Origin of the sequence: Halomonas sp. MCCC 1A13316 (assembly GCF_014931605.1) — a bacterium.
Lineage (GTDB): Bacteria > Pseudomonadota > Gammaproteobacteria > Pseudomonadales > Halomonadaceae > Halomonas.
On sequence record NZ_CP053382.1, the window covers coordinates 1,954,637 to 1,974,961 of the forward strand.

Here is a 20,325-nt window from a genome sequence, read left to right on the forward strand (position 1 = left end):
GGCCGGATCACTCCACATGGGTTACCGCTTCGTGCCGCGGGTCGACGTACCAGGGCAGGCCGCGGCGGGCGTTGTATTCGAGTTCGGCGATCACCTGGGCACCGAGCAGCACGATCATGGCACCGACTTCCAGCGTCAGCAGGACCACGATCAGCGTGGCCAGCGAACCGTAGACCACGTTTACCAGCGACACATTGAGAAAGTAGAACATCAGCAGGAAACGCACGCCTTCCCACAGCAACGCCGCGACGAAACCGCCTATGAGTGCTCTCTTCAACGCGATCTTGACGACTGGCAGTACCTTATAGATTGCACTGAAGAGCAGGAAGACACCGATGAAGCTGAACAGGTTGAGGAGTGGTTCGGAGAGGCCTGCCAGGGGCATGTCGCGTCCGGCTACGACTTGCCACAGGGCACCGATCGCCTCGGCCAGGGCCACCATGAGGGTGAGTGCCAGCAATCCTGCGCCCAGCACCAGCATGAATAGATAGGGGAGCAACACGGAGACCCAGATCCTGCGCTTGGGATGGGCCTCGGGAGTGTGGAAGATGATCGCCAAGGCATCTTCCAGCATGCGAAAGACGAAGGAACTGAAGATCAGCAACGTGAGTATGCCGAACAACCCGATCACATCGCGTGAGGAGAGCAGTGTGCGCACGGCTTCCATCAAGCCCTCGGCATGGGCGGGAGCGAGGTGTGTGACCTGAATGGAGAGTACCTCCAGCAGCACTGCCTCGTCGACGACCTGAGTCAGCAACACGCCCAGCAGGGCGAACAGCGGCACGATGGAGAGCAGAATGTTGTAGCCGACGCCACCGGCGAGCAGAATGCCGCGATTGCGCAGGAAGGCAGACAGGACTCGCCACAGGAAAGCGCCAACTCGCGGGATCAGCACGAACATCGCCCGCTGCGACCTGTGGTCTCGAGACATGGTAAGGGTCACTCCTTGTGCCGTTTTGAGGTTCCTGTTGATCAAGGTATTCGTGCCGGCCGGCGGCTACAAGCCTGTCACGACGCTGGATGCTTCGTGCAGGTCCGCTACACTGGGGCTGACGGTGCCTGGTGTGCCGGGTCGAACTTCCGAACTGAACAGCAAGGAGAGCTGTATGCGCAATATCATCTATATCATTGGCTTGATCGTGGTGGTGCTGTTTATCCTGTCAATGCTGGGGTTGCGTTAACCCACGTAGTGCTTTCCGAACCAGCGTTCGCTGGACGTGTGTCCCGCCAGCGGGACTTGGGGAGGCAGGACATGGACAATCGATGCTGCCGGTTACGCTGGCTGGGAGCCGGGTCGAGTGTGCTTCTGCTGGCTGGCTGTGTTAGCCATGTCGTGCCTCCCGAACCTGATTCGCTCACTAGGCCTGTCGCTGTCTATCTGCTTGATCATGGTCGTCACTCCAGCTTGGTGTTGCCACGCGAGGAAGGAGGCGTGGTGCGCTACAGCTACGGCGAATGGCGCTGGTACGTAGAGGGACGCCGCCATCTACCGGCAGGAGCCATGGCCATGCTATGGCCCACCAAGTCAGGACTGGGGCGAGGCGTGTATCCCGGCATCGACTCACTCGAGCAGTTTCATCGGCTGGCACCGGAGGGGCTGACCGATGTCTACCCGTTCCAGGTCGAGGCGGGGCGCGTCCTGGCCCTGCGGCGACGTCTCGATAGGTACTTCGAACGAGCCGATGTCGAGCCGGTTCCGAGCGACGAGTTCGGGCTCGAGTTCATCCCTTATCCACGAGCGTATTCCATCATTCACCAGTCGAATCTGGTCGTGGCACGCTGGTTGCGCTCATTGGGTGTCGAAATACATGGCTCACCCTGGTTTTCTCATTGGCGAGTTGCCACGGGTTGAGCGAGATAGCTCCCATTTCGCTGCATTGTGCGCGGCTGAGCCAAAGGGCTGGCGCTTTCTTTCGCCCGCAGGTATGGCTATGTATGCTGAAGAACGAGCGGTAAAAGAAAACTGAAAAGGACCATCTGGAGGGTCTAGCCCATGTCGGAGACACCCGAAAGCCCACTCTACAAGGATAAACGCGTCCTGGCCCTGGTGGCCGTGGCTGTGCTCGCTATCATCTGGGCAATCTTTGCTCATAACAGCGCCGGTGACCACCGCGACCGCAGCGAGGCGCTCGAAGAACAACTGGCTGCGATCGAAGGTGAGCACCAGGATCTGCTCGCGGAACTCAATGAACGCAACCAGGCCGGTGAAGATATCGAGTCGATGGAGGCACGCCTGGCCGAACTCGAAGAGGAGCGGCAATCGATCGAAGCGGCCCTGCATGACGAACAGCAAGCGGCTCGTAGCGAGATAGAGCGTCTCGAGGGTGAGGCACAGCAGGCCGAGGAGCGTCTCAGCCAGCTGCAGGAGCAGCAGTCCTCGCTGGAGAGCGATCTCGAGGCGCGCCGCAATGAGCAGACCGAGATCGAGGAGACCGTAACGGCGCTGCGCGAAGAGTACCAGCAAGTGGACCAAGCCCGTGTCGAAGCGGAGGAGGCGCGACAGTCGGCGGAGCAGGCACGCCAGGAAGCCGAATCCGCGCGTCAGACCCTCGAGGAGGAACGTCAGCAGGCCGAAGAGGCGCGCCAGCAAGCCGAAGCGGAACGCGAGCGGGTTCAGTCGGAACTGAGCGACCTGCGCGAGAAGGCGGACGCCGCCGAGGAGCGCCTGAATTCCTTGAACGCAGCAATCGACGAACGCGAACAGACCCTTGAAGCACTCGAGAACGACATCGAGGCGATGGAAACCTTGCGCAGCGAGATCGAGAGCGAAATGGGTACCCTTCGCGATCAGCGTGACAGTGCCATGACCGAGCTGGAGTCGATCCGTCAGGAGCGTGACGAGGTAACCAATGCCATCGACGCGGGGCGCGACGAACTGCGCCAGGTCGAAGAGCAAGTCGAGCGTCGTCGGCAGCAGCTGCAGCGTCTCGAAGCACAGCTCGCCGAATGGCGGGACACCCTGTCCGAGCTGGAGCTGGATAGCGCGGAAGGGGGCAACACAAGTCAGGGCCAGACCCAGGAGCAGCAAGGCCAGGCCCGGGAGCAGCAAGGCCAGGCCCGGGAGCAGCAAGGCCAGGCCCAGGAGCAGCAGGGCCAGGCCCGGGAGCAGCAAGGCCAGGCCCGGGAGCAGCAAGGCCAGGCCCAGGAGCAGCAGGGCCAGGCCCAGGAGCAGCAGGGCCAGGCCCAGGAGCAGCAGCGTTCCCAGCCGCAGAATGGGGGGCAGGCCCAGGAGAGCGATGCGGAAAACGAGGAGGCCGAGGGGCGCGCAGCGGCCGAGGAGAGCTGAATTGGCAAGGTTCATGTCGGCGGCGGGCTTCGGCCCGTCGCAGACCATTCCGGCCATCAGGAAACGGCGCGCTATACTGCGCTCGTTCAAGCTACCCTAGAGTAACGCGACAATTCTCAGCACAAGGAGCGGAATGTGATCGAAGGGGTCAAGCATATCGTGGCGGTGGCCTCCGGCAAGGGCGGGGTCGGCAAGTCCACGGTGACCGTCAACCTGGCGTTGGCCATGGCGGCCGAGGGCTATCGTGTGGGCATACTCGATGCCGACATTCATGGCCCCAGCCAGGCTCAGATGTTGGGTGTGCCGGAAGGCGTAAGACCCCAGCAGGCCGGTGAGAACAAGTTTCGGCCGCTGGAAATGCATGGCTTGCAGGCCATGTCGATGGCCTTCATGGTCGACACGCGCGAGCCCATGGTGTGGCGCGGGCCGATGGTCGCGGGTGCCTTCCAGCAGCTGCTAACCCAGACGGCATGGCAGGATCTCGACGTGCTTTTCATCGACATGCCTCCAGGCACCGGTGACATTCAGCTGACCCTGGCGCAGAAGGTGCCGGTGGACGGTGCGGTGATAGTCACCACGCCGCAGGACATCGCGCTGCTCGATGCCCGCAAGGGTATCGAGATGTTTCGCAAGGTGAACGTGCCGGTGCTGGGCGTGGTGGAAAACATGAGCTTGCACGTATGCTCCAATTGCGGCCAGGCCGAGCCGATCTTCGGCGAAGGTGGCGGCGAACGGATTGCCGAGGAGTACGATACGCGCGTGCTGGGCCGGCTGCCGTTGGCACTGTCAATCCGCGAGCAGGTGGACGGAGGGCGGCCAACGGTGGTCGCCGAGCCGGAGGGAGAGGTGACCGGTACTTTCCGCGCCATGGCGCGGCAGATTGCCGAAGAACTCGAGGGCCAGGAGTCAGGCGAAGGACCGAGCATCAGCTTCAGCGATTGAACCATTGCGCGGGGCCAGTGACGCCCGCCACGAGGGCCGCTATGATAGCGGCCCTACTTGTTTTTTCGGCACATCATTTCAGGACGTCCCATGAGCATCAAGCCCGACAGTTGGATCCGCCGCATGGCCGAGCGGGAAGGTATGATCGAACCCTTCGAAGCCGACCAAGTGCGTTACGTGAACGATCAGCGGGTGATCTCCTACGGGACCTCCAGCTACGGCTACGATGTCCGCTGCGCCGATGAGTTCAAGGTGTTCACCAACATTCACTCCGCGGTGGTCGACCCCAAGGCGTTCGACGAGAAGAGCTTCGTTGATATCAAGGGTGACATCTGCGTCATTCCACCGAACTCCTTTGCCTTGGCGCGCACCGTGGAATACTTCCGCATTCCGCGCAGCGTGCTGACCATCTGCCTTGGCAAGTCGACCTACGCTCGCTGCGGTATCATCGTCAACGTCACGCCGTTGGAGCCGGAGTGGGAGGGGCACGTGACCCTGGAGTTCTCCAACACTACCAACCTGCCGGCCAAGATCTACGCCAACGAAGGCGTGGCGCAGATGCTTTTCCTGGAGTCGGATGAGGTCTGCGACACTTCCTACAAGGATCGCGGCGGCAAGTATATGGGGCAGAGGGGGGTCACCTTGCCCCGTACCTGAGAGAAAGCGCCGATTTATTGCTGCGCTCGACATCCTGACCGCCGGCGGTGCTCAAAATCCTCATGTAGCAGGCTACACTCCGGTTTTTGCGCTCCGGCGGCAATCAGCCTGTCATCGCTCGCGACATTAATCGCCAGCTTTCAACTATTCCTCGTCGAGCTCTTCGGCGGCGTCGGCGTGTGACATTCGCATGCCTTGTGGGGGAAGCGGCATGCCGTCGAATGTGGCAATTTCTCCCTCGAGACGCAGACGCCCCTCCAGGAACCACTTGACGGCGATGGGGTAGATCAGGTGCTCGCGGGCGTGCACTTTCTCCTTGAGGCTGGCTTCGGTTTCGCCATCGCTCACCTCCACTACGGCCTGGATCGCCACTGGACCGCCGTCGAGTTCCTCGGTGACGAAGTGTACGCTGCAGCCATGCTCGGCCACGCCATCTGCCAACGCCTTGGCGTGGGTATTGAGGCCACGATAGGCGGGTAGCAGGGAGGGGTGTATGTTGAGCATGCGGCCGTGGAAGCGTTGCACGAAGCGTGAGCTGAGGATGCGCATGAAACCGGCGAGCACCACGAGGTCGGGCTCGTGGCGTTCGATCACCTTGATCAGTGCGCCGTCGTAGGCCTCACGGCTGTCGTACTCGCCGTGGGGCAGCACTACCGCATCAATGCCGGCATCTCGCGCGCGCTGCAAGCCGTAAGCATCCGCCACGTTGGAGATCACCGCAACGATCTCGCCGCCTAGCCGTTCGTGGGTCTGCTCGTCGATCAGCGCCTGCAGGTTGCTGCCGTTGCCGGAGATCAGTACCACCACCCGGCGCGCGACGTTTGGCTCGGGGGTGAAGCCGTTGAGGGTGTCGCTGACGGATGACTCGCTCATGCCTCGAGGTTCTCCAGTTGCACCGCTTCCTCGTCTTCGCCGCGTGCAACGATATCGCCGATGCGATAGACCGTTTCGCCCTGTGCCTGCAGGTGAGCGCGGGCCTGGTCGGCCTGGTCGGCAGGCACGGCGACGACCATGCCGATGCCGCAGTTCAGCACGCGATACATTTCGTGCTCGGCCACGTTGCCCTGCTCCTGCAGCCAGTCGAACAGCGCCGGACGGGACCAGCTCTTTGCATCGATGCGGGCAGCGAGCGTTTTCGGCAACACCCGAGGCACGTTTTCCAGCAGCCCGCCACCGGTAATATGTGACAGGGCATGCACCGCGACACCGCTCTCCTTGATCAAGGACAGCAGCGGCTTGACGTAGATGCGCGTGGGTGCGAGCAGGGCATCGCCGAGGGGCTGGCCGTCGATGGCGGTATCCAGCGAAGCGCCGCTGACCTCGAGGATCTTGCGGATCAGCGAGTAACCGTTGGAGTGTGCCCCGGTGGAGGCGATGCCCAGCAGCACGTCGCCTTCACCGACCTTGCTGCCGTCGAGGATTTCTGACTTCTCCACCACGCCTACGCAGAAGCCGGCCAGGTCATAGTCGCTGCCCTCGTACATGCCGGGCATTTCGGCGGTTTCACCGCCGACCAGCGCGCAGCCGGCCCGCTCGCAGCCTTCACCGATTCCGGCCACCACGTCGGCGGCAATGTCCACATCGAGCTTGCCCGTGGCATAGTAGTCGAGAAAGAACAACGGTTCGGCGCCGGCGACGACCAGGTCGTTGACGCACATGGCGACCAGGTCGATGCCGATGGTGTCATGACGACCCAGATCCATGGCCAGGCGCAGCTTGGTGCCCACGCCGTCGGTGCCGGAGACCAGTACCGGTTCGCGGTAGCCTGATGGCAGCTGGCACAGGGCGCCGAAGCCACCCAGTCCACCCATCACCTCGGGGCGCATGGTACGCTTCGCGACGCCCTTGATGCGATCGACCAGGGCATTGCCGGCATCGATGTCAACACCGGCATCCTTGTAGCTCAGCGAAGCCTTGGCATTGTCGGGAGAGGTGGAATCGGTCATGGCCTGTCCTGTAGGAAGAAACGCAGTGAGTGGTTTGTTGGCTGTCGCCAGGCAACGCGTCGCCTGATGGGCGCAGCAGTGGGCAAGATTGGGCCGGAATTGTAGCATCACGAAACACGGCTCGCATCGCCGTGGACTACTAACGCAGGGAGGTGTGATGCGCAAAGAGTGGTGGTTGCTGGCGGGAGCGGTGGCGGTGGTTTGGCTGCTCTTCAGCCTGGAAGCGATATTGATGCCGTTCATCGCGGGTATGATCCTGGCATATCTCACCGATCCCTTGGCCGATCGCCTGGAACGTCTGGGCCTGTCCCGCCTGCTCTCGGTTTGTGGGGTGTTCTTGATATTGACTCTGCTGCTGGTACTGGCATTGCTGGTACTGATTCCCTTGCTGCTGCAGCAGATCCGTCAGTTCGACCAGATGATTCCCGGCATTTTCATCTGGGTCGAGATGACGCTCGCGCCACAAATACGCGAGTGGACGGGACTCGACATGGCCTCGGACATCGAAGCTATGCAACAGGCGCTGGCCGAGCACTGGCAGGATGCTGGCGGATACCTGGCCCCGTTTCTGGGACAGATCGGCCGTTCCAGTGCAGCGTTCCTGGCCTGGGTGACTTACGTGGCGTTGATTCCCGTGGTGGGCTTCTACATGTTGCTCGACTGGGATCACATGCTGGCCAATCTGCGAGCAATGCTGCCGCGTCGCTGGGAGCCGGATGTGGTACGCCTTAGCCGACGCTGTGATGAAGTGCTTTCGGCTTTCCTGCGTGGACAGCTGCTCGTGATGCTGTCGCTGGGCATCATCTACTCCCTTGGATTGACACTCGTCGGGGTTCGCTTTGGTCTGTTGATCGGTATGGTTGCCGGGCTGGCCAGCATCGTGCCGTTCCTGGGCTTCATCGTCGGCATCAGCGTGGCGCTGCTGGTGGCATTCTTCCAGTTCGGCACCTGGCTCGCACTGCTTGGCGTGGTCACTGTGTTTGCCATTGGCCAAGTGCTAGAGAGCACAGTGCTGCAGCCCAAGTTGCTGGGGGACCGTATCGGGCTTCATCCGGTGTCGGTCATCTTCGCCGTGCTCGCTGGCGGCAACCTGTTCGGCTTCACCGGGGTCCTGCTGGCGCTGCCGGTAGCCGCGGTGATCATGGTACTCTTGCGTGAACTCCACGAACGCTACAGGCGCAGCAGCCTGTACGACGACGCAACGCATGAGCGTCGCAACGAGGATTCCCCATGAGCCGAGCGCCTGCGCAACTTCCGCTGGGGGTGGGGCTACGCGACGATGCGACTTTCGACAGCTTCCTGCCGGCAGCCAACGCCAGCCTGGTGGAACACCTCTCACGCCAGCTCGATGCTGACGGTGAACCGTTCCTGTACGTGTGGGGAGCGTCCGGGAGTGGTCGTAGCCACCTGCTGCAGGCGGCTTGCCATGCGGCCTCGGATCGCGACTTGCGGGCGCTCTACCTGCCGCTGGAGGATCTCGGCCATTTTCCTCCCTTGATGCTCGAGGATGCCGAGCGTCTCGACCTGGTGGCCATCGACGACGTAGACAGCGTCGTCGGGCGGCGGCGTTGGGAGGAGGGGCTCTTCCATGCCTTCAATCGCCTGCGCGATGCCGGCAAGCGGCTGGTGGTGTCCGGCGCAGTGGCGCCCCGCCAGTTACCGGTAAAGCTTCCCGATCTGGCCTCACGCCTGACCTGGGGCGTGACCTTCCATCTGCAGCAGCTCAACGATGGCGAGCGGCTCCAGGCCCTGCAGCTTCGTGCCCGGGTGCGTGGGATCCAGCTTCCCGATGAAGTGGCGCGCTACATTCTGCATCGCGGCCCGCGGCGTCTCGACGAGCTGTTCGAGGCGCTGTCCGTTCTCGATCGCGCTTCGCTTACCGCCCAGCGCAAACTGACCATTCCCTTCGTCAAGCAAGCGCTGGGCTGGTAACCCGAAGTCAACGGCTCAGGTTGACCTCGAGGCGCTGACCGTTACGCAGCGAAACTTGGCGCAGTACCACCTGGCGCTGGCCATTGGCGGGGTTGACCGCGATGCCCGAGACGTAGAACTCCCCGCCTGGAAGGCCTTGCAGGGTAAAGTTGCCGTTGCCGTCGGTACGTGTGGTGTGGGTGTACTCGCGTGCCCGAGGGTCGGCAGGCTCGACTGCACGCCCAGCCAGCGCATGCTCGGCGGCTTCGGCCGAGTAGGTGGTGACGGGGGCGACGGAAACGGTTTCACCGGCGCCCGGTCTGCCGTTCAGGCTGAGCCGGCCGGTAATGGCTGCGCTGCCGGTTTTCGGTAGTGTGGCATATTCTTCGACCGGGAAAGCCACTTGTCGAGCAATACGCTCCGGTGCAGGGGGCTGAGCGTCGGGACGTTCGCTATCGGGACGTTGCGGCTCGCCGATCTCGATGACTTCGATGCGCTCGGGAGGCGGGCCGGGCTCCATCATCTGGCAGCCGGCAAGAAACAGGCCCAACAGGGCTATGGGTATCCATGCTTTCATTCGGTTGCGTCCTCATTGCCATGCCCGTACGCATCGAGCATAAACGATGGGGACAGCAGGATGACAGGCCAACGAAGAAAAGGCCCACCGAATCATGCTCGGTGGGCCTTTTCTGGAGGCGGGACGTGCTAGCTGCGTCAGGCTTTGGCAGTTTGGCTGGCAGTGGCCTGCTGCGCCTGATTCAGGCTGCTCTCCGCGAGCTTCTGGCTCTGCTGGAAGAAGTCCTGGTTCAGGGAGACGACCTTCTCGGCATCGCCCTTGAAGCGCTCGTTCATGTCCTTGGCGAATTTCTGCTGCCCTTCGACGTAGCTGCGCAGGCCATCGGCATCGCGAATTTCGAGTAGCTCGCGGGCCTGGGCTAGACCGGTGTCCGCATATGCCTTGGCGGTGTCAAACTGCGTGGCGAGCAGCTTCTCGGTATATTCGATGCTCAGAGCGGCATAGGCGCGAGCCGGGCCGACAAGCATGGCTTCGAACGGTTTGGTGTCGAAGCTGAATGTCTTCATCATTTCCTGTGAACCTCCGGGTTCGCGATAGATAACGAACGGCAATCCGTCCTGCTGCATTGCAACATAGCAGAGTTGTTGTTGCGCTGCAATATTAGTTCCGTAAGCCTCTGTCGCTTTCTGTCAGGCAGCATATTCGATGCGATTGCGACCATTACGCTTGGCTTGCAGCAAGAGGCTATCGGCACGATGAATCAGATCGACGACGAAGTGGTCGGTAGGTTCCAGGCTGGTGATTCCGATACTGATCGTAAAGGAGGACGCCTGGGTCAATGTTCGCCGCAGGCGTTCAGCGATCTCCCGTGCCCCGTCAGCCGTGGTTTCCGGCATCAGGATGATGAACTCGTCGCCGCCATAGCGGCCTACCAGGTCGCATTCCCGGACCGTGGCCAGGATAGTATGGGCGACCCGACGCAGGGCTTCGTCGCCCGAGAGGTGGCCCTCGGAGTCATTGATTTCCTTGAAATGATCGATATCGAGCATCATCAGGCAAAGGGACTGTTCGTAGCGAGAGGCGCGGCGAAGTTCCAGCTCGGCCAATTCCAGCAAATAGCGGCGATTGTAGAGATCGGTCAGAGAGTCATGTGTCGCCAGGTGAGTCAGATGCTCGTTGGCGGCGACGAGTGCTGCCGTGCGCTCATGCACTCGCCGCTCGAATTCCTTGCTGTCGGGGTGAGCTCCAACAGGGCGCTCAGGCAATTGCGAAATGTCGCGGGATACGCCGAATATATGAGTAACGTAACCCTCCTGGTTGGTGATCGGCACTAGCAGTGTCTGCCAGTGCCCCTGCTGGCAGATCCCGTTGTGGTCGATGTACCCTCCTTCCTCTTCGTAGCGAATGGGGCTGTTACACGCGACACAGCGGTTCAGGTTGGCGATCACAGCATGGCACATGGGGGGCGGAAGCAACTGTTCGATGCGCTTGCCGATGGCAACGGTGTCATTTCCGAGCATGGCTTGGCGCGTCGGATTCATGGCTTCGATCACGAAGTCAGTGGGCCCCTCGACGCGGACAATGAACATGTGTTCGGGGCAATATTCCCAGAGGCTGCGCACCAACAGCATGCCAGCGTTGGCATTGAGCCGGCTGAGAATGTCAGACGTCATCCAGGGGGTCTGATGCATGGCTAGAGTTCCCTTTAGTGGCGTTCCTCTTTGTCCCAGAGGTAACGCTGAGCCTGCGGCACTGCAGCATTAACACTAGGACGCAGCCATTCTTCGTGCAGCATGGTTTTCATCATGACATTGGTGGGTGGGGTTCTAGCTCACCCTGTTCGAAGCATGATGGAACTCAAACTGCAGTGGAGTGACGCACTTCTATACTGTCTGTACGATCCATGGACAGGAGTGACGCACTATGCCGAGCCATGGCAGAGACGTACATGGCGCGACGAAGGCCGCCGAATGCCTGTCGTGCTATCTCAAGGCCCTGTGCGTTCCACAAGGATTGTCGCCCGACGAGACAGCGCTTCTGGATGACCTCGTCTTTCCACCCATCCGCTTGGAAAAGCGGGAAGTGCTCTGCGTCCAGGAGGCGCCGTTCGACAGCCTCTATGCCGTACGCACCGGCTGCCTCAAGCAGGAGACGGCTGTCGAGGGAGCCGAGAATCTGCTGACCGCACTCTGGCTGCCCGGGGATATCATCGGCTGCGACGCCATCGGCCTGGGGCGTTACCCGGGAACCGTCAGCGCGCTCGAAACCGCAACGCTGTGCAAGCTGCCTTTCGATCAGTTCGAGGCACTGACACAGAGGATGCCCAGGCTACGCCGACATCTTCAGCGCAGTATCAGCCGAGCCATGCATGAAGAACGGTTGAGCCTGCATCAGTTGCTGTGTCGCACGGCCGAGGCGCGCCTGGCATATTTTCTGCTGGCCGTATCGGCTTGCTTTCATCGCCGCGGTTATTCGTCTTCGCACTTTCGCTTGCCCATGTCGCGCAACGATATCGGCAGTTACCTAGGGCTCACCCAGGAAACCGTCGGCAGAACGCTTGCGGCCTACCAGAACCGACGACTGCTCCGCGTGCATGGGCGTGAGTATCAACTTCTCGACATCGCTCGACTCGAACGGTTGGCTTCTTCTACCGGCAGGCAGAAGAAGCTTTAACAAGCAGTCTGATTCAGGCTCGCTGATTCATCACGCTGACTCGGCGCTGCTCCCAGAATTCGAGCAAGACCCTGCACTCACCTTCCTTCTCCTCGACGAAGTTCACTAGCGGCTGATGCAATTCGGGGGTGGCGTTGGTATTCAACAGCCATTCGAAGAAATTCTTCGACTCCACTGCAGCGCGTACTGCCTGCTCGATGACCTGGTCGCCCATGAAGTCATCGACGACGAAGAAATGCCGCTGGGCCCAGGCAAAGCTCGGTGCACATACCGGCGTTTCCTTGATACATGCTTCGAGTTCCAGGCACCTGGCTGCCTGGCGCAGCAGCTCAAGGCGTTTCTCGCACTGCAGGCCCAAGGTGGCCATCAGGCGACTGGTCTGGGGAGCTTGCGGCAGAAAGCTGAGCGTCAAGCGGCGATAGCGCTGAAGTTCTGCCGCTTCGTGCGCGTTGGCGAGGGTGAGTTGCTCGTATGGCAGCAGAAGCAGGGATTGAGTCTTGTCCATGAATGGTAACGTCCGCTTTGTTCTATTCGGGTTGGTTCGATATCGGTGTTGCCTGGGTGGGTAGGCAAAGCGATCTTAGGGAAGGGGGCTTCTGCGCTGCAACGACAGTTATCATGTTCCACTACGATAATGCCGACATGTTGGCGAAGTTTGATAACTATCAACGTCTGCCCAGGCACTTGCCGAAGCGTTGCGGCATGCCCATGCCTTGCATGAGGCAGGGCTTGGCGCCATGGTGAGGTAAGGATCGACAAGCGAGGGAATGACATGAGCGAACATCGTATCGAGCGCGACAGCATGGGCGAGCTTCGGGTGCCGGCTTCGGCGCTCTATGGTGCCCAGACCCAGCGCGCCGTGGAGAACTTTCCGGTCTCGGGCCAACCGTTGCCGGCAGCGTTCATCCATGCCATCGCCCGCATCAAGCTGGCCGCAGCCAAGGTAAACCGGGATCTCGGTTTGCTCGATGGGGAGCGGGCCGAGGCCATCATCGCGGCCGCCCAGGCGATCATCGAGGGCAAACATGACGATCAGTTCCCGGTGGACGTATTCCAGACCGGCTCGGGTACCTCGAGCAACATGAACGTCAACGAAGTCATTGCTCATCTCGCCAGCCAGGATGAGCGGCAGGTCGGCCCCAATGACCATGTCAACATGGGGCAGTCGAGCAACGACGTCATCCCCACCGCCATCCACCTTTCCGCCGCGCTGGAGGTGACCTCCCGGCTGCGTCCCGCAATGGTACAGCTGCGCACGACTATCGACGAGCGTGCTCTGGAGCTGGACAGAGTGGTCAAGACCGGGCGCACTCATCTGATGGACGCGATGCCGCTACGACTGGGCCAGGAGCTGGGTGGCTGGTCGAGCCAGGTCGGCCAGGCGATCGAACGCATCGACAGCGCCATGCTGCGCATCGCAAGGCTGGCACAGGGTGGCACGGCGGTGGGTACCGGTATCAATGCTCATCCTGAATTCGCCGAATGCATGGCGCGCGAACTCAGTGAACAGACCGGCCTCTCACTCAGCCCCAACGACAGTTTCTTTGCCAGCCTGGGGTCCCAGGATGCCGCCGTGGAGCTGTCCGGGCAGCTCAAGGGCTTGGCATGCGTAATCATGAAGATAGCCAACGATTTGCGCTGGATGAATTCCGGGCCCTTGGCCGGGCTGGGCGAGATCGAGCTGGAGGCGCTTCAGCCCGGAAGCTCGATCATGCCGGGAAAGGTCAACCCGGTGATACCCGAGTCTGCCGCCCAGGCCGCCGCCCAGGTGATCGGTCTGGACGCGGCAATCACGGTGGCGGGGCAGAGCGGGAACTTCCAGCTCAATGTGATGCTGCCCTTGATTGCCAACAATCTGCTGACGTCGATCGGACTGATGGCAAATACGGCGCGGTTACTCGGGGAGCGTGCCATTGCGAGCTTCCGCGTGCGCGAGGACAGCCTTGCCGAACCGCTGGCGCGCAACCCCATCCTGGTGACGGCATTGAACGGCGTGATCGGCTACAACGCGGCCGCGGCCATTGCCAAACAGGCCTATCAGGCCGGACGACCGATCATCGAAGTGGCCGAGGAGCAGACCGATCTGAGTCGTGAGGAGCTCGAACGTCTGCTCGACCCGCTGCAACTGACCTATGGCGGCATTCCGGAGTGAAAGGCACTTTCTCATGGCTCCTGCTCGCGACGTCGAGCTTCGCGGATCGTCTGCCGCGCCCACGCCCGTTCGTCACCATCTGCCTCGGGATTTTCGTGTTCGTCGCTTCGTGAAGGCCGAAAGCAGAGCGTGGCCAGGATCGGAAAGTGATCCGAGCCGAAGCCGGGCAGTCGTTCCAGCTTCTTCAAGGTGAAGTGTTCGCTGGTGAAGATATGATCCAGGGGCCAGCGCAGCAGCGGGTAGCGGGCGTGGAAAGTACTGTACCTTCCTCGCCCCCGACGGGGGTCGAGCATGCCGCTGATACGACAGAACAGGCGGGTGGTGCGCGACCAGGCCACGTCGTTGAGGTCACCGGCGACCACGGTGGGCTTTGGGTTGCGATGGATTTCCTTGCCGACCAGCAGCAGCTCGGCATCGCGCCATAACGACTCTTCGCTCTCGTTGGGCGCAGGAGGCCGGGGATGCAGAGCGTGCAGCGTCAGCCTGTCGCCGGTCTCCAGCTTCACATCGGTATGGATCGAGGGAATGTCTTCCTGTATCAGCCATTCGACACGGGTATTGTCCAACGGCAGCCGTGAGTAGAGGTGCATGCCGTAGAGGTTGTCCAATGGGATCTTGACGCTGTTGGGCCAGTTTTCCTCGAGCGCCTGATCGAGGCGCTCCTGCCACCAGTCGTCCGACTCCAGGGTCAACACGACGTCCGGGTCGTGCCGTCGGATGATCTCGATGAGTCGGCTGGCCTGGCGGTTGGGGGTCAGCACGTTGGCGATCAGCAACGTGATGCAGCGTTCCTGCTGACCGGGGTCGGCGCTCTGTACCTGGACTGGCCACAAGCGGGTCCAGGGCAAGATGAAGCGAGCCTGCAGGGCCACCACGAGAAGGCTCGTGCCGAGTAGTGCCCAGCGCCAGGGTGGTTCGAGCGGAAGTGACAGCAGAGCCGTGAGTACGGCTGCGTAGGCCAGCTGCAACCGGGGGAATTCACAGGCCCGTATCCACCACCAGCGAAGCGGCAGCTTGGCTAGCAGCGTGGCAGCGAGAAGCAGTGCCACCATGGCTCCGAGTACGAGCGAATAGAGGGCCATGCAGGTGTCCCCGGTTTGAGCTGGCCGGTATTGGCTGTATCCTCCTCTCAGAGCTTAAGTGATCGAAGCCTCATGCAGCTAGTCCGTGTCGGTGCTTTTCGGTGTGTTGTTTCAGCGCTTCAACCTGTCGCGGTGTCAGGCGCAGGCCAAGTTTGGTGCGCCGCCACAGGATGTCCTCGGCGCTGAGCGCCCATTCATGGTCGATGAGATAGTCGGCCTCGGCGGCGGTGAAACCGGCGCCAAAATCTTGCCCCAGGTCGTCAGGACTCTTGGCATTCTCGAGAAAGCGCAGGCACAGACTGCCGTAGCTACGGGCGAAGCGGCGCGCACGCTCCTCGCCGAGCCAGGGATAATCGTGAAGCAGGGATGCCATGAAGTGCGCCTGGCTGACGATATCGCCTCCCGGCAAGGTGGCGTCGGCGGTCCAGCTCGGCCCCATGCCGGGCAGTGACGGGGTCAGCAGCTTCAGCGCGGCTTCCGCCAGCTTGCGGTAGGTGGTTATCTTTCCGCCGAATACAGAAAGTAGCGGGGCTCCGCTGTCGTCCAGGGCCAGGGTGTAATCGCGGGTCATGGCAGAAGGGTCGGCCGATTCGTCGTCGCATAGTGGGCGTACGCCAGAGAAGCTCGTGATGACGTCGCGGCGGTCGAGTTGGCGACGAAAGTGTTCGTTGACCACGCCGAGCAGGTAGTCGATTTCCTCCTCATTGATGATGACCTGGGTCGGATCGCCCCGATAGCGTCGATCCGTCGTGCCGACCAGACTGAAGTCGTCCTCGTAGGGCAGGACGAAGACGATGCGGCGGTCGCTGTTCTGCAGGATATAGGCGCGATCATCGGCGTTGAGACGCGGTACGACGATATGGCTGCCCTGGATCATGCGGATGGAGTAGAGCGAAGTGCGTGCCGCCTGCTCGCGTACCACTTGCTCGACCCAGGGCCCCGCGGCATTGACCAAGTTTCGCGCATGGCGCTCGAAGCGCTCGCCGGTTCGCACGTCCTCGAGTTCGATGCGCCAGGTCCCTTTCTCTTCCCGAGCACCGGTGCAGCGCGTGCGCACAAGGATTTCCGCACCGTTTTCACGTGCTTGCAGGGCGTTGAGGACTACCAGCCGGGCGTCGTCGACCCAGCAATCCGAATATTCGAAACCGCGCATCATCTCGGGCTTCAGCGGCGAGTCGTCGGCGAAGCGAACGCCGCGTGAGCCGGGCAGCTTCTTGCGCTTGCCCAGGTGGTCGTAGAGGAACAGCCCGGCACGGATCATCCAGGCCGGGCGCAAGTGTGAACGGTGCGGCAGGATGAAGCGAAGCGGCCAGATGATGTGCGGGGCCTTGTGCAGCAGAACCTCACGCTCGCGCAGGGCTTCTCCAACGAGGCGGAACTCGTGGTGTTCGAGATAGCGCAGACCGCCGTGGATCAGCTTGCTGCTCGCCGACGATGTGGCGCCGGCCAGGTCGCCTTGTTCGCACAGGCCGACCGTCAGTCCGCGGCCGGCGGCATCGTTGGCGATGCCGGTACCGTTGATGCCGCCGCCGATAATGAACATGTCGAGGATCTTGCGAGACGTCTGCGCCATGGAAGGTAAGGCTCCGAACTTACGGTCCCGCGGGAATGGAACCGATGCAACCGCTGATGTTTGAAAACGAACATAGATCAATCGAAAGCGAACATCAAGAGCCTGCAGAAAACAAAGCCGACAGCTGGGTGTCGGCAGGGCGGTTCGGCCTATCGTTTATCGTTCAGGCGATATGCAGGGCGACCTCGTTGACCTGCATGAGATGGACGATGCGCTCGGGAGGCTGGCGGTCGGTGAACAGGGCGTCCAATTGAGCGATGTTGCCCTGGCGTACGACGGGGTTGCGATGGAACTTCGAGTGGTCGGCGGTCAGGTAGACCTGGCGAGAGTTGTGGATGATGGCTTGGGCGACGCGCGCTTCCTGATAGTCGAACTCCAGCAGCGAGCCATCCTCGTCGATGCCGCTGATGCCGATGATGCCGAAGTCCACCTTGAACTGATTGATGAAGTCGATCGTCGCCTCTCCGATGATACCGCCATCCCGCGAGCGAACCTGGCCGCCGGCAATGATGACGTTGAAGTCCTCCTTGTGCTGGAGAATCGCTGCCACATTGAGGTTGTTGGTGATGACCTCGAGACCCTGATGGTCGAGCAGGGCTTCCGCCACCACTTCGTTACTGGTGCCGATGTTGATGAACAGCGAGGCGTGATCGGGGATGTGCCTGGCGACCAGGGTGGCGATGCGCCGTTTGGCGTCGAGATTGAGGTTCTTGCGCGTGCTGTAGGCGGTATTGACGGTGCTGGATTCGAGCCCCGCCCCGCCATGCACGCGGCGAATCATGCCATCTTCCGACAGCGCGTTGAGGTCGCGACGTATGGTCTGAGGGGTGACCGAGAAGTGCTCGGTCAACTGCTCGATGCTGGCGTAGCCCTGGCGGCGTACCAGATCAACGATGGCATCTTGTCGTTGTTGCTGGTTCATGTCGGCTCCCTTTCGATCACGCGAGTGTAAGCGATTCGGCGCGCTGTCGGCAGATGATCAGAGTCTTGTTCTACGAAAGTCGTAAAGCATTGCGAACATACTCGAGTACTCTTGGTGATCATAAACGAACATACAACGACGGGACGCAACATGGCCGACTATCTACTCGCGATCGATCAGGGCACCACCAGTTCACGCGCCATTCTTTTCGACCGTGGCGGCCATGTGCTTCACGTTGCGCAGAGGGAGTTTCCCCAGCACTTCCCGCGTGATGGCTGGGTCGAGCATGATCCGCAGGATATCTGGGACACGGTGTTGACCACATGTCGCGAAGTGGTGGAGGCGTCGGGCATTGCGCTCGATGCCCTTGCCGGTATCGGCATCACCAACCAGCGCGAGACCGCTCTACTATGGGATCGAGCGACGGGGCGCCCACTCTACAATGCCATCGTCTGGCAGGACCGGCGAACCGCCGATCTGTGCCAGCAAATGCGCGATGCGGGGCACGGTGAACTCGTACAGACGCGCACCGGACTGCTGATCGATCCCTACTTCTCCGCGACCAAGCTGGCCTGGCTGCTGGACAACGTGGAAGGGGCCAGGGAGCGTGCCGAGCGTGGCGAACTCGCCTTCGGCACGGTGGACAGCTATCTGCTATGGCAATTGACGGGTGGCCGCGTTCATGCCACCGACGCCACCAATGCCTCGCGCACTATGCTGTTCAACATCCATAGCCAGCAGTGGGACGAGGAACTGCTCGCTCTCTTCGGCATCCCTCGCGGCTTGCTGCCTGAAGTGCGCGACAGCAGCGATGACTTCGGTACCGCGCAAGCCCGGTGGCTGGGGGCCGAACTGCCCATTGGTAGCATAGTTGGCGATCAGCAGGCCGCGCTGGTAGGGCAGGCCTGCTTCGAGCCGGGCATGGGCAAGAGCACCTACGGCACCGGTTGCTTCATGATCGTCAATACCGGCGACAAGCCGGCGACATCGCACAACCGACTACTGACTACCGTGGCGTATCGGCTGGGTGGCAAGACCACTTATGCCATGGAGGGGAGCATTTTCGTGGCCGGTGCGGCCGTGCAGTGGCTGCGTGATGGCCTCAAGCTGTTCAAGGATGCGGCCGAGACCGAAGCCTTGGCCAAACAGACTCGTGACGGCCACAGCGTCTACCTGGTACCCGCCTTCACCGGGCTGGGGGCGCCGCACTGGGATCCCAAGGCCCGCGGGGCTATCTTCGGCTTGACCCGGGACACCGGTATCGCCGAGATCGTCGCCGCCGGGTTGCAGGCGGTGTGCTATCAGACTCGCGACCTGCAGGCCTGCATGAGCGACGACATGGGAGTGCCTCCGGGCACGCTGCGCGTCGATGGCGGCATGGCGGCCAACTCGTGGCTGGTGCAGTTCCTGGCCGATATGCTGGGGGTGCAGGTCGACCGTCCTACGGTGCTCGAGACGACGGCGCTGGGTGCCGCCTACATGGCGGGGCTTCGTTTCGGCTGGTACCGGGATCTGGAGGAGATTGCCGAACTCTGGCGCTGTGAGAGAACGTTCTCACCCAGCATGCCGGAAACCGAGCGCGAGCGACTTTATGGGGGCTGGCTCGAAGCGGTGGAGCGTGTAAAAAGCACTGTCTGAAGCTTGCAAAAAGCAGCGATATCGGTATGATATGCATCCGTTGCAGCAGCGAAGGTCTGCTTGCAACAGGTTGCCGATGCGTTTTGAATTGAGTAGGAGTGCGCGTCAGCCGCGGGAAATCGGAAGCAGGACCATAGCTCAGTTGGTTAGAGCGCCACGTTGACATCGTGGAGGTCGGCGGTTCAAATCCGCCTGGTCCTACCAGCTTTCCCAGCGATTTTCAGGACCATAGCTCAGTTGGTTAGAGCGCCACGTTGACATCGTGGAGGTCAGCGGTTCAAATCCGCTTGGTCCTACCAGCACCCCGGAACGCCCCGAGGCTCAGCGCCTCGGGGCGTTCTGCTTTTTCGGCCTGGCCAGGCGTGTGAGGATTACTGCGAAGTGAGATGATCAGGCAGGTTCGTGCGTTCGACGAAGATCGCGACCAGCCCTTCGATGCCGGCCTGATCCTCATCGCTGAAGCGGGCATGGCGTGGGCTGTCCAGATCAAGCACGCCCCACAGCGTTCCCTCTCGCATGACCGGTACCACCAGCTCGGAGTTTGAGGCGGCATCGCAGGCGATGTGGTCGGCAACAGTGTGAACGTCGTCGACGCGCTGGGCCTGTCGACCGCGGGCGGCCGCGCCACACACGCCCTTGCTGAACGGGATCGGGTTGCAGGCGGGCTTGCCCTGGAAGGGACCGAGGGTGAGCAGCTCGGGCTGGCGCTGCAAGTAGAAACCCGCCCAGTTGAGCTCCGGCACCTGTTGCATGATGAAGGCGCATGCCTGAGCAGTGTTGACCAGCCAGTCGTCGCTATCCAGCAATGCTTCGAGCTGTCGGGCAAGCAAGGCGTAGTCGGGCGCGGTCGATGCCATGGGGTCTCCTGTGCTCGGATTCGGGGTTTGAACAATGTCCGTGGCGACACTAGCTTTCGGCTAAGGATACCCGTTGGGCCAGAGCCTGGAAGGTCGCATCGACAAGGTCGAGCAGAAGATCGATTGAACCGTGACCGGCTTTGCTAAGCAAGCGGGCCGACGTCATGCG

At 61.6% G+C, this 20,325-nt stretch carries 21 protein-coding genes and 2 tRNA genes; 12 read left to right on the top strand and 11 right to left on the bottom strand.

From position 1 onward, the window contains the following. Positions 1–7: 7 nt before the first annotated feature. A complete protein-coding gene (locus HNO52_RS09070; RefSeq protein ID WP_197568809.1) occupies positions 8–931 on the bottom strand; it encodes a YihY/virulence factor BrkB family protein in 924 nt (307 codons plus the stop codon). A 37-nt stretch (positions 932–968) separates the two neighbouring features. Here HNO52_RS09070 and HNO52_RS09075 point away from each other — a divergent pair, with 37 nt between their 5' ends. From HNO52_RS09075 to dcd, 5 genes are all read left to right on the top strand, one after another. Next, positions 969–1,181: a hypothetical protein gene (locus HNO52_RS09075; RefSeq protein ID WP_197568810.1), complete on the top strand. Its 213-nt coding sequence runs from the start codon at positions 969–971 to the stop codon at positions 1,179–1,181. A 254-nt stretch (positions 1,182–1,435) separates the two neighbouring features. Then, a complete protein-coding gene (locus tag HNO52_RS09080; RefSeq protein ID WP_197568811.1) occupies positions 1,436–1,852 on the top strand; it encodes a hypothetical protein in 417 nt (138 codons plus the stop codon). 141 nt (positions 1,853–1,993) lie between these two features. Continuing rightward, positions 1,994–3,286, top strand: coding sequence for a coiled-coil domain-containing protein (locus tag HNO52_RS09085; protein ID WP_197568812.1), 1,293 nt, complete (start codon positions 1,994–1,996; stop codon positions 3,284–3,286). Between the two features lie 135 nt (positions 3,287–3,421). Beyond that, a complete protein-coding gene (gene apbC, locus HNO52_RS09090; protein ID WP_269476082.1) occupies positions 3,422–4,228 on the top strand; it encodes an iron-sulfur cluster carrier protein ApbC in 807 nt (268 codons plus the stop codon). A 90-nt stretch (positions 4,229–4,318) separates the two neighbouring features. Then, a complete protein-coding gene (gene dcd / locus HNO52_RS09095) occupies positions 4,319–4,885 on the top strand; it encodes a dCTP deaminase (protein ID WP_197568813.1) in 567 nt (188 codons plus the stop codon). Between the two features lie 144 nt (positions 4,886–5,029). Here the strand turns inward: dcd and purN are convergent, their stop codons facing one another. Then, on the bottom strand, positions 5,030–5,758 hold the full coding sequence (purN, locus tag HNO52_RS09100) for a phosphoribosylglycinamide formyltransferase (protein ID WP_197568814.1): 729 nt from the start codon (positions 5,756–5,758) through the stop codon (positions 5,030–5,032). After that, positions 5,755–6,831, bottom strand: coding sequence for a phosphoribosylformylglycinamidine cyclo-ligase (gene purM / locus HNO52_RS09105; protein WP_197568815.1), 1,077 nt, complete (start codon positions 6,829–6,831; stop codon positions 5,755–5,757). Before purM ends, purN begins: the two co-directional genes overlap by 4 nt. A 157-nt stretch (positions 6,832–6,988) precedes the next feature. Here purM and HNO52_RS09110 point away from each other — a divergent pair, with 157 nt between their 5' ends. Together HNO52_RS09110 and hda are read left to right on the top strand one after the other, a co-directional pair. Continuing rightward, entirely contained in the window at positions 6,989–8,065 is a 1,077-nt protein-coding gene (locus HNO52_RS09110; RefSeq protein ID WP_197568816.1) for an AI-2E family transporter, read from the top strand. Further along, positions 8,062–8,763, top strand: a complete 702-nt coding sequence (hda, locus tag HNO52_RS09115) for a DnaA regulatory inactivator Hda (protein ID WP_197568817.1) — start codon at positions 8,062–8,064, stop codon at positions 8,761–8,763. Before HNO52_RS09110 ends, hda begins: the two co-directional genes overlap by 4 nt. A gap of 7 nt (positions 8,764–8,770) precedes the next feature. Here hda and HNO52_RS09120 read toward each other — a convergent pair whose 3' ends face one another. The 3 genes from HNO52_RS09120 to HNO52_RS09130 all read right to left on the bottom strand — a co-directional run bounded on the left by HNO52_RS09120 (position 8,771) and on the right by HNO52_RS09130 (position 10,950). Continuing rightward, entirely contained in the window at positions 8,771–9,319 is a 549-nt protein-coding gene (locus tag HNO52_RS09120; protein WP_197568818.1) for a hypothetical protein, read from the bottom strand. A 137-nt stretch (positions 9,320–9,456) separates the two neighbouring features. Beyond that, a complete protein-coding gene (locus HNO52_RS09125) occupies positions 9,457–9,828 on the bottom strand; it encodes a phasin family protein (protein WP_332107667.1) in 372 nt (123 codons plus the stop codon). 120 nt (positions 9,829–9,948) lie between these two features. Then, on the bottom strand, positions 9,949–10,950 hold the full coding sequence (locus HNO52_RS09130) for a sensor domain-containing diguanylate cyclase (protein WP_197568819.1): 1,002 nt from the start codon (positions 10,948–10,950) through the stop codon (positions 9,949–9,951). A gap of 232 nt (positions 10,951–11,182) precedes the next feature. Here HNO52_RS09130 and HNO52_RS09135 point away from each other — a divergent pair, with 232 nt between their 5' ends. Continuing rightward, positions 11,183–11,932: a helix-turn-helix domain-containing protein gene (locus HNO52_RS09135; protein WP_197568820.1), complete on the top strand. Its 750-nt coding sequence runs from the start codon at positions 11,183–11,185 to the stop codon at positions 11,930–11,932. 13 nt (positions 11,933–11,945) lie between these two features. Here the strand turns inward: HNO52_RS09135 and HNO52_RS09140 are convergent, their stop codons facing one another. Further along, entirely contained in the window at positions 11,946–12,437 is a 492-nt protein-coding gene (locus tag HNO52_RS09140) for a hypothetical protein (protein WP_197568821.1), read from the bottom strand. Positions 12,438–12,704: 267 nt separating this feature from the next. Here HNO52_RS09140 and HNO52_RS09145 point away from each other — a divergent pair, with 267 nt between their 5' ends. Then, complete coding sequence (locus HNO52_RS09145; RefSeq protein WP_197568822.1) at positions 12,705–14,084, top strand: class II fumarate hydratase; 1,380 nt, start codon at positions 12,705–12,707, stop codon at positions 14,082–14,084. Positions 14,085–14,095: 11 nt separating this feature from the next. Here the strand turns inward: HNO52_RS09145 and HNO52_RS09150 are convergent, their stop codons facing one another. From HNO52_RS09150 to HNO52_RS09160, 3 genes are all read right to left on the bottom strand, one after another. Next, positions 14,096–15,166 carry an endonuclease/exonuclease/phosphatase family protein gene (locus HNO52_RS09150; protein WP_197568823.1) on the bottom strand — a complete coding sequence of 357 codons (1,071 nt, stop codon included), beginning with the start codon at positions 15,164–15,166 and terminating at the stop codon, positions 14,096–14,098. A gap of 70 nt (positions 15,167–15,236) precedes the next feature. Beyond that, a complete protein-coding gene (gene glpD, locus HNO52_RS09155) occupies positions 15,237–16,739 on the bottom strand; it encodes a glycerol-3-phosphate dehydrogenase (protein ID WP_197568824.1) in 1,503 nt (500 codons plus the stop codon). A gap of 163 nt (positions 16,740–16,902) precedes the next feature. Then, complete coding sequence (locus tag HNO52_RS09160) at positions 16,903–17,661, bottom strand: DeoR/GlpR family transcriptional regulator (RefSeq protein ID WP_197568825.1); 759 nt, start codon at positions 17,659–17,661, stop codon at positions 16,903–16,905. A 150-nt stretch (positions 17,662–17,811) separates the two neighbouring features. Here HNO52_RS09160 and glpK point away from each other — a divergent pair, with 150 nt between their 5' ends. The 3 genes from glpK to HNO52_RS09175 all read left to right on the top strand — a co-directional run bounded on the left by glpK (position 17,812) and on the right by HNO52_RS09175 (position 19,598). After that, entirely contained in the window at positions 17,812–19,299 is a 1,488-nt protein-coding gene (gene glpK / locus HNO52_RS09165) for a glycerol kinase GlpK (protein ID WP_197568826.1), read from the top strand. A gap of 127 nt (positions 19,300–19,426) precedes the next feature. Continuing rightward, positions 19,427–19,503: transfer RNA gene (locus tag HNO52_RS09170), tRNA-Val, on the top strand. 18 nt (positions 19,504–19,521) lie between these two features. Then, positions 19,522–19,598: transfer RNA gene (locus HNO52_RS09175), tRNA-Val, on the top strand. Positions 19,599–19,670: 72 nt separating this feature from the next. Here HNO52_RS09175 and msrC read toward each other — a convergent pair. After that, on the bottom strand, positions 19,671–20,156 hold the full coding sequence (msrC, locus tag HNO52_RS09180) for a free L-methionine (R)-S-oxide reductase MsrC (protein ID WP_197568827.1): 486 nt from the start codon (positions 20,154–20,156) through the stop codon (positions 19,671–19,673). Between the last annotated feature and the right edge of the window lie 169 nt (positions 20,157–20,325).